At 61.0% G+C, this 14974-nt stretch carries 14 protein-coding genes; 6 read left to right on the forward strand and 8 right to left on the reverse strand.

The window, feature by feature from the left end:
* The first annotated feature begins 4 nt into the window (after positions 1 to 4).
* Positions 5 to 2056, forward strand: coding sequence for a peptidyl-dipeptidase Dcp (gene dcp / locus F3J41_RS05310; protein ID WP_166710135.1), 2052 nt, complete (start codon positions 5 to 7; stop codon positions 2054 to 2056).
* Positions 2057 to 2107: 51 nt separating this feature from the next.
* Here the strand turns inward: dcp and hpxO are convergent, their stop codons facing one another.
* Positions 2108 to 3265, reverse strand: a complete 1158-nt coding sequence (gene hpxO / locus F3J41_RS05315; protein WP_058774691.1) for an FAD-dependent urate hydroxylase HpxO — start codon at positions 3263 to 3265, stop codon at positions 2108 to 2110.
* A gap of 248 nt (positions 3266 to 3513) precedes the next feature.
* Between hpxO and F3J41_RS05320 the strand changes: the two genes are divergently transcribed.
* Entirely contained in the window at positions 3514 to 3756 is a 243-nt protein-coding gene (locus F3J41_RS05320) for a hypothetical protein (protein WP_369974293.1), read from the forward strand.
* 5 nt (positions 3757 to 3761) lie between these two features.
* Here F3J41_RS05320 and F3J41_RS05325 read toward each other — a convergent pair whose 3' ends face one another.
* From F3J41_RS05325 to F3J41_RS05345, 5 genes are all read right to left on the reverse strand, one after another.
* Positions 3762 to 4268, reverse strand: a complete 507-nt coding sequence (locus tag F3J41_RS05325; protein ID WP_031279110.1) for an RES family NAD+ phosphorylase — start codon at positions 4266 to 4268, stop codon at positions 3762 to 3764.
* Positions 4268 to 4750, reverse strand: coding sequence for an antitoxin Xre/MbcA/ParS toxin-binding domain-containing protein (locus tag F3J41_RS05330; RefSeq protein ID WP_021506062.1), 483 nt, complete (start codon positions 4748 to 4750; stop codon positions 4268 to 4270). The genes F3J41_RS05325 and F3J41_RS05330 overlap by 1 nt, the downstream gene beginning before the upstream one ends.
* A gap of 95 nt (positions 4751 to 4845) precedes the next feature.
* On the reverse strand, positions 4846 to 6333 hold the full coding sequence (locus F3J41_RS05335) for an FGGY-family carbohydrate kinase (RefSeq protein WP_166710137.1): 1488 nt from the start codon (positions 6331 to 6333) through the stop codon (positions 4846 to 4848).
* Between the two features lie 58 nt (positions 6334 to 6391).
* Complete coding sequence (locus F3J41_RS05340) at positions 6392 to 7231, reverse strand: class I fructose-bisphosphate aldolase (protein ID WP_058758540.1); 840 nt, start codon at positions 7229 to 7231, stop codon at positions 6392 to 6394.
* Complete coding sequence (locus tag F3J41_RS05345) at positions 7215 to 8969, reverse strand: glycerol-3-phosphate dehydrogenase/oxidase (protein ID WP_152391008.1); 1755 nt, start codon at positions 8967 to 8969, stop codon at positions 7215 to 7217. The genes F3J41_RS05340 and F3J41_RS05345 overlap by 17 nt, the downstream gene beginning before the upstream one ends.
* A 184-nt stretch (positions 8970 to 9153) precedes the next feature.
* Between F3J41_RS05345 and ampC the strand changes: the two genes are divergently transcribed.
* The 4 genes from ampC (at position 9154) to F3J41_RS05365 (ending at position 13009) form a co-directional block, all read left to right on the forward strand.
* Positions 9154 to 10284 (forward strand): class C beta-lactamase, encoded by a 1131-nt coding sequence (gene ampC / locus F3J41_RS05350; RefSeq protein WP_058774688.1) that lies wholly within the window; start codon positions 9154 to 9156, stop codon positions 10282 to 10284.
* Positions 10281 to 10730 carry a GNAT family N-acetyltransferase gene (locus F3J41_RS05355; protein ID WP_021506057.1) on the forward strand — a complete coding sequence of 150 codons (450 nt, stop codon included), beginning with the start codon at positions 10281 to 10283 and terminating at the stop codon, positions 10728 to 10730. Before ampC ends, F3J41_RS05355 begins: the two co-directional genes overlap by 4 nt.
* A gap of 234 nt (positions 10731 to 10964) precedes the next feature.
* Positions 10965 to 12227 carry a DUF1479 domain-containing protein gene (locus F3J41_RS05360; protein WP_058769792.1) on the forward strand — a complete coding sequence of 421 codons (1263 nt, stop codon included), beginning with the start codon at positions 10965 to 10967 and terminating at the stop codon, positions 12225 to 12227.
* Positions 12228 to 12268: 41 nt separating this feature from the next.
* A complete protein-coding gene (locus F3J41_RS05365; RefSeq protein WP_058769793.1) occupies positions 12269 to 13009 on the forward strand; it encodes a DNA-binding transcriptional regulator YciT in 741 nt (246 codons plus the stop codon).
* 6 nt (positions 13010 to 13015) lie between these two features.
* Here the strand turns inward: F3J41_RS05365 and F3J41_RS05370 are convergent, their stop codons facing one another.
* Positions 13016 to 13972 carry a sugar-binding transcriptional regulator gene (locus F3J41_RS05370; RefSeq protein WP_059008814.1) on the reverse strand — a complete coding sequence of 319 codons (957 nt, stop codon included), beginning with the start codon at positions 13970 to 13972 and terminating at the stop codon, positions 13016 to 13018.
* A gap of 62 nt (positions 13973 to 14034) precedes the next feature.
* A complete protein-coding gene (locus F3J41_RS05375) occupies positions 14035 to 14970 on the reverse strand; it encodes a sugar phosphate isomerase/epimerase (RefSeq protein ID WP_058769794.1) in 936 nt (311 codons plus the stop codon).
* Positions 14971 to 14974: the final 4 nt, after the last annotated feature.

Raw genomic sequence — 14974 nt, forward strand, 5'->3', positions numbered from 1 at the left:
GATAATGACTTCACGTGCCAATCCGTTTTTTAACGTCAGCCCGTTGCCGTACCAGACACCGCCGTTTGATCTGATCGACGAAGCGCATTTCCTGCCGGCGCTGGAAGCCGGAATCGCCGAAAAGCGCCAGGAAGTGGCGGCCATTGCCAGCAACCCCAAGCCGGCAACCTTTGCCAATACCTATGAAGCGCTGGAGCGCAGCGGTAGCCTGCTAAACCGGGTGTACCCCGTTTTTGCCGCGATGACCTCAGCCAATACCAGCGAGCGGCTCCAGCAGGTTGACGAGCTGATCACCCCGCAGCTGACGGCGCTCAATGACGAAATCTACCTTAACCCGGCGCTGTTTGCGCGGCTCGACAGCGTGTATCAGCAGCGCGGTTCGCAGTGCCCGGATGCCGAAGCGATGCGTCTGGTGGAAGTCACCTGGCAGCGCTTTCAGCTGGCCGGCGCCAGTCTGAGTGAGCGCGATAAAGCGCAACTGCGCGCCTGTAATCAGGAGCTGGCCAGTCTGGGAACGCGTTTCGGTAACCGGCTGCTGGCGGCAACTAACGCCGCCGCTTATACCGTCAGCAGCGCGGCGGCGCTGGACGGCCTGTCGCCGGCGGCGCTGGCACAGGCGAAGGACGCCGCTGAGGCGCGCGGGCTGCACGACGCATGGCTAATCCCTCTGCAAAATACCACCCAGCAGCCGGTACTGCAGTCGCTGACGGTGCGCGCCACGCGCGAAGCGCTGTTTCAGCAGGCGCTGACGCGCAGCGAGCAGGGTGACGACAACGACACGCGCGCCATCGTGTCGCGCATGGCGCAACTGCGTGCGCAGCAGGCCAGTCTGCTGGGCTTTGACAGCTTTGCAGCATGGAGTCTGCAGGATCAGATGGCGAAAACGCCGGAAGCTGCCCAGTCCTTTATGCGCAACATCGTGCCCGCCGCGACGGCGCGCGCCGGGCGTGAAGCGGCGGATATTCAGCAGCTGATCGCCGACCAAAACCACAGCTTCCCGCTGCGCGCCTGGGACTGGAATTACTACGCGGAACAGGTACGCACCGCGCAATACGCGCTGGACGAAGGGCAAATCCGCCCCTATTTTGAGATCAACACTGTACTGGAAAAGGGCGTGTTCTGGTGTGCCAGCCAGCTGTATGGCATTCGCTTTGAACAGCGCCACGATCTGCCGGTCTACCATCCGGACGTCAACGTTTATGAGATTTTCGATGCCGACGGTGCACCGTTAGCGCTGTTCTACACCGATTTCTTCACGCGGGATAACAAGAGCGGTGGCGCATGGATGGGCAATTTCGTCGACCAGTCGACGCTGCTGGAAAGCCGGCCGGTGATTTACAACGTCTGCAATTACAGCAAGCCGCAGCCCGGTCAGCCGGCACTGCTCAGCTGGGATGAGGTGATCACGCTGTTCCATGAGTTTGGCCACACGCTGCACGGCCTGTTCGCCACCCAGCGCTATGCCAGCCTGTCCGGCACCGCCACGCCGCGTGATTTTGTCGAGTTTCCGTCGCAAATCAACGAACACTGGGCCAGTCAGGATCAGGTGTTTGCCCACTATGCGCGCCATTATCAGACCGGTGAAGCGATGCCCGCCGCGCTGCGCGACAAAATGGTGCGCGCCGCGAAATTCAACAAAGGCTATGACATGACCGAACTGCTGGCGGCGGCACTGCTTGATTTGCAGTGGCACTCGCTGTCACCGCACGATAATCCGCAGGATGTCAGCCATTTTGAGCAGCAGGCGCTGGCGGCGGAGAATATTGCCCTGAGTGCCGTGCCGCCGCGCTATCGCTCCAGCTACTTCCGTCATATCTGGGGTGGCGGCTATGCGGCCGGGTATTACGCCTATATCTGGACGCAGATGCTGGCCGACGATGGTTATCAGGCGTTTGTCGAGCGGGGCGGTCTGACACGCGAAAATGGTCAGCGCTTCCGTGAGCAGATTCTGTCGCGCGGTAACAGCAGCGATCTGCAGCATCTTTGGCTGGCCTGGCGCGGTAAAGCGCCGGACATCGGGCCGATGCTGAAACACCGCGGCCTCGACGAGGCATAACGCGCCGTAACCGAAGGGCCAGCCAGCGGTGCAGCTGGCTGGCCTGCACGCTTATCCCAGCGGACCGCCTTCAATGGTGTCACACATGCCGGCCAGCACGCGCTCGCCGGTTTCCTCTTTCAGTCCGGCATACCATTCCGCGGTGACCGCCGCATCTTTGGCGTGGGTGACATCACAACGCTTGCGCGCTTTCAGCACCAAATCACGGGTGCGCGCCACGCGCCGCGCTTCATAGCGCAGCAGCCCGTCCTCAATGCCCAGCGAGTGGGCGGTCAGGGTTTGCGCCAGTACCACCGCATCTTCCATGGCCGCACAGCCGCCCTGACCGATATCCGGCGTGGTGCTGTGTGCCGCATCCCCCAGCAGCGCCACACGTCCTCTGACAAAGCGGCTGAAGGGTTCGATATCATGAATCTCCACGCGATTGGTGGTTTGTGCGTCAATGCTGGCGATCAGCCGCTGGACCGGTTCGGCCCAGCCGGCAAAATAGCCGCGCAGATCGTCTTTCACCGTTGCGCGATCCTGCGCCAGCCCTTTCGGCAGCGGGACATCAAAGAAAAAGTAGAAGCGGTTACCGCTCACCGGCATCAGCGAGACGCGCTTGCCCTCGCCGACAAACGTGGTCCACTGATCGGCGGGCGCGATGCTCTCATCGATGGTGACCAGGCCATTCCAGTTAACGTAGCCTGCGTAGCGGCGCTCGACGTGTTCGCCCAGCACGTGATGGCGAATCACCGAGTGGGTGCCGTCGGCGGCCACCATAAAATCCCCTTCAGCCTGGCTGCCGTCATCAAACCAGGCGGTCACGCCGCTGGCATGCTGCTCCACCCGCACAACGCGTTTGCCAAAGCGGATGCGTTCGCGGCCGTAGCTGTCGATCAGCAGCGCCTGTAACTCTGCGCGTGCGACCGGATAAGGATACTCGCCGACCTGCTGCACCAGCGGTGACAAACTGAAGCGGGTCAGGGTGCTGCCGCTGTGGCCATCGTTGTAAGCCATAAACGCCATATTGCCGCCGAGCGCGCGCAGCTGTGCCTTGAGACCCAGCGCATTGAGGCACTTCACGCCGTTAGGCCAGATAGAGATAGCCGCGCCGACCGGTTTCATCTCTTTCACCGCTTCATACACTGCGGTGCTGAAACCCGCTTTTTCCAGCGCCAGCGCCGCGCTCATGCCGCCGATACCCGCTCCAATCACAATCGCTTTCATTACCGTCTCCTTTACTGTGCACCCTAAGCCATGCAACTTTTGTACCATCTTGCGGGGTCAGGGTGATGGCGAGTTAAAGTATTGAAAATAATGATTTATATTCCGGTTGGGTCAGACGCTGCTTCGGCAATGGGCGCAGATGCTGCACCTTAACAGGGCATCATCAGGCGGAAGGTGAACCAAAGGTTTCACGCTGGCAATCATCCGGCCAGCGTTCATACTCTCTACATCCATCCTGCGAGGACTGAATGATGAAATGGATAATGATGTTATGGCTGCTGGGCAGCCTGAGCGCAGCGGCCCAAACGCCGTGGCAGCCGGAGAGAAAAGGGGATTTGCCGCAGCTCACGCCGGTAGCAGCGAAGTGTGATGTCTCTTCCTGTCAGCAGAACTGTTACGTGCAGCAATCACAGTGCAAGAATGACAACGGCGGCGGCTGTGGCTCGCTGGCGCAGATTTGCGTACAAAACTGTGCCAGCCAGTGCCGCTAGAGCGTTTACGGATCGTCTTTGATGCGGCGATCGATGGCGAAGGGAGCGGAGGTCGCTGTGGCAATCAGCGCGGCCGCGCCCGGGTGATCGGGGTTAAACAGCGCATTATCTTCGCCGGTGAGGATGCTGGGCACCGTCATCAGCAGGGGAAAGCCGTTGTGCGGATCGAGAAACGCCGCGCCGATGGCCTGCGTCTCCTCCTGCTGCTGATATTTTTCCCAGCCGGCCGGCAGTTTACTGCTGTCGAGGGCGATGATGTCGGACTCCGGTACCGCCACGGTAAACACCACAAAGCGGCTTTGCTCCAGCAGCGTTTTCCCGGCGTGCACCACCAGTTCCAGCGTCGCCAGCGCTTTTGAGCTGCTGAGGTAAACCGCTTTCATTCCGGGCGGATTCCAGCGGCCACCCCATTTTTCTGCGCCAGCACCGTTAAACGCCTGGCTGGCGTACTCCGCTTTGACAATTCGATAGAACACCCTGACGGGTGCAGCCGGATCCTTCCGTCGTGTCATCAGACAATCACTCCGTGCTCAAGGCGGCCAATCAGCGTCAGTACCGCATCGCAGCCGGCGGGCGTACTGAGCATGTTAATCGGCTGCGCGTTGTCGAGCGCCAGCGCAGGCTGATACATCCAGTGCATCGCCACTTCCGGATCGCCAGCGAACAGCTGGATCACCGCATCCAGCACTTCAAACACCTGATAGATGCGTGCGCCCTGTTCGACCGAGAGCTGCGATCCGGACTTCTCGCGGCGCCGGTAGGTGTTACGGTCAATCGAGACCATTTGCGCGATGTCGATCGGCGTCGCTTTCAGAATCGTGGCGGCGCGTTCGACAATGCCGACATCCATGCCGTCGGTGATCAACTTATGCGCCTTAAGCCGGTTACGCGGCAGCCCCATCTGATCCATAAAAGAGGGGCGGGCGTGCTGAATCAGCGACGGATCAAAGATGCGCGATCCGCTGGTGGGATTAAAAGCCGATGCGGTGGACATCACAACCTCCTGATAATGTTCATGTGAACATTTTTATGCATCAAGTGTACAGCATTTGCCCACCGGTGTCATGGTTTGTTCACGCCTCACCGCCATTAACTGGCGGTGCGCCAGATGTCGCTCATCGCCAGCTCAAGTTTTTTAAACAGCCGGTAGCGTGTGTCATGGAACGCGAAGCGCGCCGCGCGGGGCTGCAGCGCCTCCGGCGCAAGGGTGACCGCCTGCTGCACGGCGGCAGCCAGATTCGGCCACTGACCCACGCCCACGCCCGCACACAGGGCCGCGCCCAGCGCCCCGGTTTCGTGGCAGGTTGCGACGCGAATCGGCATCCCCAGCACATCGGCAAACATTTGCGGCCAGACACTGCTGCGCGTCGCGCCGCCGGAGAGCGTGGCCTGGTTGACCGTAATGCCGGCCGCGCGCAGTCGGTCAATGTGCGCCCGGTGGGCAAAGGTCACGCCTTCGAACAGGGCAAACAGCATGTCAGCGCGCGTATGCCAGCCGCCGAGGCCGTAAAAGCCGGCTTTGGCAGGTTCGGCTTTCCGCCCCGAATAGAGGTAAGGGTGATACAGCGGCAGCTGCGCGTCAGGCCTGACCTGTGCCACGCTGTCGCTGCTGCGCGCCGCGCCCTGGCCGGCGCGGCCATCATCAAATTCACGCAGGAACCAGTCAAGATTGGCGGCAGAAGTGGCGCTGGCCTCGATCGCCATGTAGCGGTCGCGCTCGATGATCGAATTCATAAACACCGGGCGCAGATAATCAGGTTTGTCGACCACCACCTGATTGATGCTCCAGGTACCGGCGACAATGGAGGCCTCACCGCAGTTCACTACGCCCGAGCCGACCGCGCTGGCAACCACGTCAAACATGCCGGCCACCACCGGGATGCCGGCCGGTAAACCGGTGAGCTGTGCCGCGCGGGCCGAGACCACGCCGGTAACCTCGCAGGATTCACGCAGCGGTGGCAGCAGGGCGAGCGCCTCTTCGATGCCGTACAGCGCCAGCAATTCACGACTGTAGCTGCGCTGGCGATAATCAATCAGCCCGGCACCGGCGGCATCCGAATAGTCCGCGCTGACATTGCCGCACAGAAAATGGGCGATGACATCTTTGGCACACAGCAGATGGCCGATCTGCGCCCAGCGTTCCGGCTGATGCTGACGTATCCAGCTGATCAGCACCGGCGTGGCGGCGGGCCACGGTTTCTGCAATGACAGCGCGTAAATCTGCTGCGCCGCACCGCTGGATTCCAGCGCCTGCACCGTGGCGCTGGCGCGATGATCAATCGACTGGATGCCAAACAGCGGGCGCTGCTGACGATCCAGCGCATACAACCCGTTGCCGTGTCCGGCGGCCCCGATGGCAATCACTTCGCTGCCACGCGTGCCGGCTTGCTGCAGGCAGCGACTCACCGCGTTGCTGACGCCGCGCCAGATATCTTCAACTGGCCGTTCAGCATAGCCTTCCTGCGGCTGATGCGTTTCGCCGGCGCACTCCGCTACCGACAGCACGCGGCCGCTCAGGTCAAACAGTACCGCTTTGATCATGGTATTTCCGGCATCGATGCCGAGAATCTGGCTCATATCCGACTCCGTTTCAGGCGAAGACGGCGCACCGCTTAAGCGCCGGTGCAGGTCACGCTTAACCCTGCTGGTAGATGTCCAGCGCATCCGCGCCGCTGACACCCTGATGAATAATCGCCATCAGCGCGCTGACCACGCGTGACGGATTATCATGTTGATAAACGTTGCGGCCATACACCATGCCGCTGGCACCCTGCGCCATCAGCGCGGCGCTTTTCGCCAGCACCGCGCCCAGTTCCCCTTTACCGCCGCCGCGCACCAGCGTCGGACAGCGCGCCGCCTCCACCACACGATGGAAATCCTCTACGTTATCCGTGGGGTCGGCTTTAATGATGTCGGCGCCCAGCTCCCGCGCCAGCCGCACCAGCGGCACAATTTGTCTGACGTCACCCAGCGAGCCGTACGCCGCGCCCTGGCCGGCGGGGGCCATCACCAGCGGCTCCACCATCAGCGGCATGGCATAGCGATCGCAGGCCTGGCGCAGGCGGCCAATGTTCTCCACGCACATGCGAAAAATGCCCGGTTCATCCGGGATCTGGTAGAGATTGACCACCACGGCGGCGGCATCCATCTGCAGCGCGGCAAGAATCGGTGCCTCCGGATTGTGCAGCACCGCCCACATCTCGCGATGGCGCGCCGCGTTATAGGCATTGCCGACGTCGGTGCGCATCACCAGCGCCGGTTTGCGCCCGGCAACGCACTGCAGCAGATCGGCCTGACCATAATTGACCTGGATCGCATCCGGCTGTGCGGCAATCAGGTTGCGCATCACGCTTTCAATATCTTCCAGCCCCAGCAGAAAATCGGGCTCGTTGGCGATGCCGTGATCGATCGCCACATCCAGGCACTTGCCGTGGTGAAATAACCGGTTGAGGCGAACTTTAGGGGTGAGTGACATCCTGAACTTCCTCCTGTGAAAACGCGGATGCGAGCGCGTGCAGCCCATGGCGCTGCGCCAGGCTGATTGCGGTGTGCTGCAGATGTTCAGCGCGCTGGCTGTCCTGCCAGCCGAGCGAGTCGGCCAGCAGCTGCGAAATTTCCTGCATGAGCGGCGGCGTTAATTCACCGCAGATAGCCAGCGACGTGCGGCGCACCAGCACATCTTCCAGCTGGCACACCTGTTCATGCTCAATCAGATAGCGCAGTTCGGTGGCACTGTAACCGGCATGATGCTGCAGCGGCTGTTCGCCGTGCTGCTGAATCTGCTGCAGCAGCGGCAGGGCCCGGCTGCCGTAGCGTTTCGCCAGTTGCGTCACGCGCGCCAGCGGAATGTCATATTGCTGCGCCAGCGCACTGAGCCAGGCGGGCTGGGCGGACGGCGCCGGAAAATCCCGGCCGCCGCCAATCGGCAGGTCGCTGCTGGAGACGCGACGCTTTTCTCCCAGCAGGCGCAACACGCGGTCGGCGGCCTCTTCCCCGAAGCGGCGGAAGGTAGTCCATTTACCGCCGACCAGACACAGCGTGCTCCAGGCGCGCGCGTGGTCTGGCGGCAGCAGCACCAGCGAATGGTTACGCGAAATCTGACCATTAACTTTGGCCTCGCTGGCCGGCAGCGGGCGCACGCCGCAGAAGGTGTAAACCACCGCGGATGCTGGCACCACAATGTCAGGAAACACAAAGCGCAGCGACTCAAGGATGTAAGCCTGCTCTTCGGCTTCGCATACCACGCTATCAGGGTCATCAACGCGGATATCGGTGGAGCCCACCAGCACTTTGCCAAACCAAGGAAACATGATGCACACCCGGCCTTCCTGGTTTTCGAAATAGACCATTTCACCGTCCAGCATCTGTAACAGCTGGGGATGATCGAGGATCAGGTGCGATCCTTTGGTGCCGCCTATCAGTCTGGTGGGTTGTGAATGCACGGCCAGCTGCTGATTCAGCTGGTCGATCCACGCGCCGCCGGCATTGACCAGCACGTGCGGCTGCAGGCTAAAGCGCTCACCGCTCAGCGTATCTTCCAGCAGCACCGTCTCGTCGCTAGCGCTGACCACCCGCAGATAATTGAGCGCCAGCGCCTCCGGGCAGGCGCGTTCCGCATCTTCAATCAGCTCAAACCCGAGTCGCTCCGGCGCGCTGATCCACGCATCGTAGTAGCTGGCGCTGTATTTCACCCAGGGCGCGAAGCCAGGCCAGCGATCGCGCGTGGCGGCTTCGTTACGCAGCTGGTGGCGCGGCATAGCGCCATACTGTCGCGTGTAGAGGTCGTACAGGCTCAGGCCGGTTTTGATCAGCAGCGCGCCGCGCCGGGTGGGCTTATCGCTCAGGCGCAGGAAACGTCGCGTGGCGTTAACCAGTCCACCGCCGAGATTATCGATCGGTACGGTGGTACGCAGCGGAAACACATAGTGCGCGGCGTTTTTCAGCAGGCGATCGCGCTCCATCACCGACTCCTTCACCAGGCCAAACTCGCCGGTCTCCAGATAGCGCAGGCCGCCGTGAATCATGCGCGACAGCGCGCCGCTGGCCGCCTGGCACCAGTCACCTTTCTCCACCAGCACCGCAGGAATGCCCTGTAATGCCAGCTCACGAAAAGTACTGATGCCGTTGATGCCGCCGCCGACGATCAGCACCGGCAGCGAACTGCGCGCGCGCAGGCGGCTAAGCCGTTGTCCGCGGGTCAAAACCTGTTCCATTGTCAGCTCCTTGCGATGAACGCTTACTTGTCAAAGGTATAGGAGCGGGCGCAGCAAACGGCAAATCAGGTCATAAAGGATGTGATTTTGTTCACTACCAATGAGAATTGTCGGGAAGCCTGGCAGGGGTAACGATATACTGCCGGTCAGACATCATGGTTAACCTGCAGGAAAAGGAATTTTCATGTTTTCATGGGCCCGATTAAGCGCACTCGCGCTGCTGGTCAGCGGCAGTGCGCTGGCAACGACATCACCAGACAGCATCATCAAACCGCTGATGCAGCAGTATCAGATTCCCGGAATGGCGGTGGCGATTCTGCACGACGGCAAAACCGAATTTTATAACTACGGCGTGGCATCGAAAGAGAGCGGACAGCCGATCAACGAGCAGACGCTGTTTGAAATCGGCTCGCTGAGTAAAACGTTTACCGCCACCTTAGCCAGCTATGCGGCGCAGCAGAACAAACTGAAATTCAGCGACGCGGCCAGCCAGTGGCTGCCGGAACTGAAAGGCAGCGCTTTTGATCGCGTCTCGCTCCTGAATCTGGCGACGCACACCAGCGGCACGCCGCTGTTCGTACCGGATGACGTAACCAACACCCGCGAGCTGATGCGCTGGTACAAACAGTGGCAGCCAGAGGCCCAGCCGGGCACGGTGCGGGTTTATTCCAACCTCGGTATCGGTATGCTCGGCATGATTGCGGCTAAGAGTCTGCATCAGCCATTCATCAGCGCGATGGAAAAGCAGCTGCTGCCGGCGATGGGCATGACGCACAGCTATGTGCAGGTGCCTGCATCGCAGATGGGGCGCTACGCCCAGGGTTATAACAAGCAGGATCGCCCGGTGCGGGTGACGCCAGGCCCGCTGGATGCGGAATCCTATGGCCTGAAATCCACCTCTGCCGATCTGATTCGCTGGCTGGCCATTCAGCTGCAGCAACAGCCGGTCGCGCCCGCATGGCAACAGGCGGTGGCCGCGACGCATCAGGGCTATTACCACACCGAGGCCGCTTTTACTCAGGCGATGATGTGGGAATATTACCCGCTGCCGGTGACTACGCAGCAGCTGGTGGATGGCAACAGCGGCGCGCGCATCATGAAGGGCATGAAAGCCACGCTGATTACGCCGCCGCAGGCTGCGCCGCAGCAGGCGTGGTATAACAAAACCGGCTCCACTAACGGATTCGCCACCTATGCGGTCTTTATTCCGTCGCAGCGGGTTGCGCTGATTATGCTGGCAAATAAGTGGTTCCCGAATGACGATCGGGTGGTGGCTGCGGAAAAAATCATCAGCAACATCGGGAAGGGCGAATGATCACCATCAGAGCGCTGCGCGCAGAAGATTTTATGCCGTGGCTGGCGCTGTGGCAGGGCTATCAGCGCTTTTATCAGACTACCATTGACGATAACACCACCGGCGAGAGCTTCCGCCGCTTGCTGTCCCGCGCGGAACCCATGCACTGTCTGGTGGCCGAGCAGGACGGCGCGATGGTCGGGCTGGTGCATTTTCTTACCCATCGCTCAACCTGGACCCAGGGCGACTACTGCTATTTGCAGGACCTCTACGTCAGCGAGGCCGCGCGCGGTCTGGGCGCCGGCAAGGCGCTGATTCTGGCGGTCTATGAACAGGCAGAGAAGCTCGGCTGTTCGCGCGTTTACTGGCTGACGCAGGCGTCTAATAGCCACGCGCGGGCGCTGTACGATCGGCTGGCGCAACAAACCGACTTTGTGCAGTACCGTCATTTATTCGATCAGCCATAATTTTCCCGGGCTGCCATGGAGGGTGGCCCTCGCGTGCCTGATCAAGGCGCGCTTGCGTTATTCATCCCACCGTTTCGCTCCCTGAACCCTTTCAAACGAAAATCCCTCAGATAAATAACTGTGATCATGCTCGCTATTTTTTGCCTGCGTGCTGTCTTTTTGTTCGCTCGATGTTATGAATGAATATGTAATGTGTTTCGAATGAAACTAAGGCGTAAACAGACGGAGTGCGAGATGAACACCACTTTTACCTCAGAACAACAACCCGACGATTTTAAACAGCATGTGCGCCTGATGAAGCAGGCGCTCAGAGCACAGATTGGCGATGTCGAAGGCCTGTTTGAGCAGGTCAGAAGTAAGATTGTCAGTGAAATCGCGGCCGCGCGCGCCGAAGAGAAGCAGCACGGAACGGCGTGGCCGCAGGTCAGCTTCGCGGATCTGGCCGCCGGTCGCATCAGCGAACAGACCAAAGATCATATCCGCCGCCGCGGCTGCGTGGTGGTGAAGCAAACCTTCAGCCGCGAGCAGGCGCTGGCGTGGGATGCTGACATGCTCAACTACCTCGACGACAATGATTTCGACCGTGTCTATCAGGGGCCGGGCGACAACTTCTTTGGCAACCTCGACGCCTCGCGGCCGGAGATCTACCCCATTTACTGGAGCGATGCGCAGATGTCAGCCCGCCAGAGCGAGGCCATGGCGCAAACCCAGGCGTTCCTCAATCGCCTGTGGAAATTCGAATCCGCCGGTACGCGCTGGTTTGATCCGGACGTGAGCATCATCTATCCGGATCGCATCCGGCGCCGGCTGCCGGGTACCACCTCAAAAGGGCTGGGCGCGCACACCGATTCCGGCGCGCTGGAGCGCTGGCTGTTGCCGGCCTATCAGCAGGTGTTCAGCAAGATCTTTTCTAACCAGTTCGATCAGTACGATCCGTGGGATGCGGCGCACCGCACGGCCGTGCAGGAGTATCAGTCTGGCACCACCACCAAATGTTCGGTGTTCCGCACTTTCCAGGGCTGGACCGCACTCTCTGATATGCAGCCCGGTCAGGGACTGCTGCACGTGGTGCCGGTGCCGGAAGCCATGGCTTATCTGCTGCTGCGTCCGTTACTGAAGGATGTGCCGGAAGAGGAACTGTGCGGCGTGGCGCCGGGCAAAGTGCTGCCGGTATCGGAGCGCTGGCATCCGGAATTAATTGCCGGCCTGTGTTCGATCCCGGCGCTGCAGGCGGGCGATTCGGTGTGGTGGCACTGCGATGTGATTCATGCGGTGGCACCGGTAGAAAATCAGCAGGGCTGGGGCAACGTGATGTACATTCCTGCCGCGCCGATGTGCGATAAAAACGCCGACTATGCGCAGCAGGTGGCGCAGGCGCTGGCGACCGGTGTCTCGCCGGGCGATTTCCCCAAAGAGGATTACGAAGCCAGCTGGCGCGGCCGTTTTACGCCGCAGGATCTGAATGAAAACGGCCGGCGCAGTCTGGGATTAGCGTGATTTCTGCTAAGCTGGGCAAAAACTTTTTTACAGCAGGCTCTATGAACGCACGTCATCAGCACATTATTCAACTGGTCAGCGAGCGCGGCAGCGTCAGCGTCAATGAACTGGCGCAAACCACCGGCGTTTCGGAGGTGACGGTGCGTCAGGATTTGAACCTGCTGGAGAAGGGCGGCTTTCTGCGCCGCGTGCACGGTTCCGCCGTGGCACCGGAAAGTGATGACGTAGGCGCGCGCATGCAAACCCGCTTTGCGGTGAAAAAACGCCTGGCGGAGTACGCCGCCGGGCTGGTTAACCCCGGCGAAACGGTGTTTATTGAAGGCGGCAGCACCAATGCGCTGCTGGCGCGAGAGCTCAGCCATCGGCAGGACATCACCATCATCACCGTCAGCCATTACATCGCCGGACTGCTGCGTGAGCAGGGCGGCGATGTGATTATCCTCGGCGGGCTGTTTCAGAAAAGCAGTGAGTCGGTAGTCGGGCCGTTAACGCGGCTGTGCATTCAGCACCTCAACTTCCATAAGGCGTTTATTGGCATTGACGGCTGGGATGAGGCGACCGGTTTCACCAGCCGCGACATGCTGCGCTGCGATGTGGTGAACGCCATCATGGAAAAACCGACGCACACCGTCGCGCTCACCGACTCCTCCAAATTTGGTCAGATTCATCCCTATGCGCTGGCGCCGCTACAGCCGTTTAAGCAGGTGATCACCGACGCGGAACTCGCCGCAGGCTGGCAGCAGCAGCTGCGTGCGCAGTCGCTGCAGCTCAGTCTGGTTTAACCTGATTCATGCGCTGAGTAGCGCCTGCGCGGTCAGCTCGTCGGTGATCAAACCGGTGACGAGTCCGCTGGCCAGCACCGCGCGGATCGCCGCCACTTTGCTCGGTCCGCCGGTCAGCGCCACGATCTCTGCGCGCTGCGCCAGATCCAGCGGCACCGACAGCGTGCGTGCCGTCAGCGAGTTGTGAATCATCTGCCCGTCGGCAGCGAAAAAGTGCCCCAGCAGTTCGCCCACCGCACCGGCTTCCGACAGGGCGCGGATCTCGGCTGCATCGATCATCCCGGCTTCCACCAGCTGGGCGGCTGGTTCCACGGTGCCAATGCCCACCAGCTTCACTTCACTGTGCGCGGCCATGCTAAATACTTCGCTGACACCACGCTGCGCCAGCAGCACATCGCGATCCTCTTCGGTGTTGGCAAAAAACGGTACCGGCATCATGTAGGCCTGCGCACCGGTTTTTTCGGCGATGCGATGCATCACGTCATGCGGATTGAGCGCGTAGTTGCGCGTCAGACAGCCGAGCAGGGAGACAAAGCGCAGGTGCGGCGCGTCGATACGTGCCAGCTGGTGAATCGCTGCCGACAGCGTCCGGCCATGGCCGAGACCCAGCGTGATTGCCGGCGTGGAGGCCAGCAGATTACGCAAATAGTCGGCACCGGCCATGCCCAGCGCGCGCACCGGCAGGCCTTCTTCACCGAGATCGGGTGCCACCTGACAAAAGTTCAGGCCGTAGCGGCTGCGCAACTGCTCTTCCAGCGTCACGCAGGCGACAATCGCGCCGTCGATGGTGACTTTCACCGCGCCTTCGGCCACCATGCGCGCAATCAGCCGATGGGTTTTCACCGACGGCAGGCCGAGCCGTTTGGCTACTTCAGCCTGCGTCAGGCCGCCAACATAGTGCAGCCAGGCCGCCCGCAGGGCCAGAGAGTCATCGCGTTCAGCGGAAGTCGGTGCGGATTTCATCGGGTTGTCCCTGTCTGGTTGAGGGGTGCTGCGGGCTGACGAAAGCCCTCAGCACGGCATGCTCACGCGAGATGCAAATCCTGCACCCCGGTATCAATATGGTCGGCCCAGAACGCCACGCTTTCGGCAATCTCCGCCACCACATTGCTGTCGGTGGGTTCGCGCTCTTTGAAGCTTAGCTCGAGGCAAATCTCGTTATCCTGCGCGCCGCCGCGCGCCAGCGCCTCAAGCAGCGGCTGCGGCTGAATGCGACCGCCGGCATTGTACTGCAATGTAAAGGGCCTGTGCCCGCCTTTATCCATCATGCTCTGCTTTATATGGATGATGGGCGAAAAGCGCGGCACCGCTTCAGCCCACGCGTAAGGATCGTAGTCACGCGGATCGTCAGAGGTGACATCGCCATGATCGATATCCGCCATCATCCACATCGGCAGGGCAAACTGTGCCGCGCTCAGCCGCTGTTGCAGCGCCATACAGGCGGGAATGGTTTCGCCAAATTCGCGCCCGACGCTCATTGGTTCCCAGAAAAGGTAATGCAGACCGGCCGCTTTGGCGTGTTCCGCCACTTCCGCCCAGCAGTCAATGGCGATGGCAATCAGCGCTTCACGCCGCGCCGCATCGTTAAAATCCCGTTGAGTGAAGATGGCAAACTGCGAGCCCACCGCGACGCCGCCCAGTTCCGCGGTGATGTCGGCAAAGGTCTTGAACCAGTCAATGTAGTAGCGACGTACCGCCGCATCCGGATGACCAAAATGGTTGAGGCGGCCATACGGGCCGGTCATGCCGGAGGTGACGCGCACGCCGGTGGCACGCAGCGCCTGCTGCATGCGGCGCGTCATGTGGGTGAGCGTGGCAGCAGGCCAGCCGGGATTGATAAACTCATGCGTCAGCTGCAGATCGCGGATGCGGATCTGCTGAGCCACGGTGTGAATTAAATCGCCGGGATCGGCGAAGCGGTTCACCAGCGGATTGGTATTCAGCGAAAGCGTTAATGGCATGCGG

It is taken from the genome of Pantoea sp. Ap-870 (genome assembly GCF_011752515.1).
GTDB lineage: Bacteria > Pseudomonadota > Gammaproteobacteria > Enterobacterales > Enterobacteriaceae > Pantoea > Pantoea dispersa.

Coding starts and splice junctions, on each gene's coding strand:
- F3J41_RS05375 (WP_058769794.1), bottom strand. CDS start 14,970: ATGCCATTAACGCTTTCGCTGAATACCAATCCGCTGGTGAACCGCTTC.
- F3J41_RS05370 (WP_059008814.1), bottom strand. CDS start 13,972: ATGAAATCCGCACCGACTTCCGCTGAACGCGATGACTCTCTGGCCCTG.
- F3J41_RS05345 (WP_152391008.1), bottom strand. CDS start 8,969: ATGGAACAGGTTTTGACCCGCGGACAACGGCTTAGCCGCCTGCGCGCG.
- F3J41_RS05335 (WP_166710137.1), bottom strand. CDS start 6,333: ATGAGCCAGATTCTCGGCATCGATGCCGGAAATACCATGATCAAAGCG.
- F3J41_RS05365 (WP_058769793.1), top strand. CDS start 12,269: ATGAACGCACGTCATCAGCACATTATTCAACTGGTCAGCGAGCGCGGC.
- F3J41_RS05330 (WP_021506062.1), bottom strand. CDS start 4,750: ATGTCCACCGCATCGGCTTTTAATCCCACCAGCGGATCGCGCATCTTT.
- hpxO (WP_058774691.1), bottom strand. CDS start 3,265: ATGAAAGCGATTGTGATTGGAGCGGGTATCGGCGGCATGAGCGCGGCG.
- ampC (WP_058774688.1), top strand. CDS start 9,154: ATGTTTTCATGGGCCCGATTAAGCGCACTCGCGCTGCTGGTCAGCGGC.
- F3J41_RS05360 (WP_058769792.1), top strand. CDS start 10,965: ATGAACACCACTTTTACCTCAGAACAACAACCCGACGATTTTAAACAG.
- F3J41_RS05325 (WP_031279110.1), bottom strand. CDS start 4,268: ATGACACGACGGAAGGATCCGGCTGCACCCGTCAGGGTGTTCTATCGA.
- F3J41_RS05355 (WP_021506057.1), top strand. CDS start 10,281: ATGATCACCATCAGAGCGCTGCGCGCAGAAGATTTTATGCCGTGGCTG.
- F3J41_RS05340 (WP_058758540.1), bottom strand. CDS start 7,231: ATGTCACTCACCCCTAAAGTTCGCCTCAACCGGTTATTTCACCACGGC.
- dcp (WP_166710135.1), top strand. CDS start 5: ATGACTTCACGTGCCAATCCGTTTTTTAACGTCAGCCCGTTGCCGTAC.
- F3J41_RS05320 (WP_369974293.1), top strand. CDS start 3,514: ATGATGAAATGGATAATGATGTTATGGCTGCTGGGCAGCCTGAGCGCA.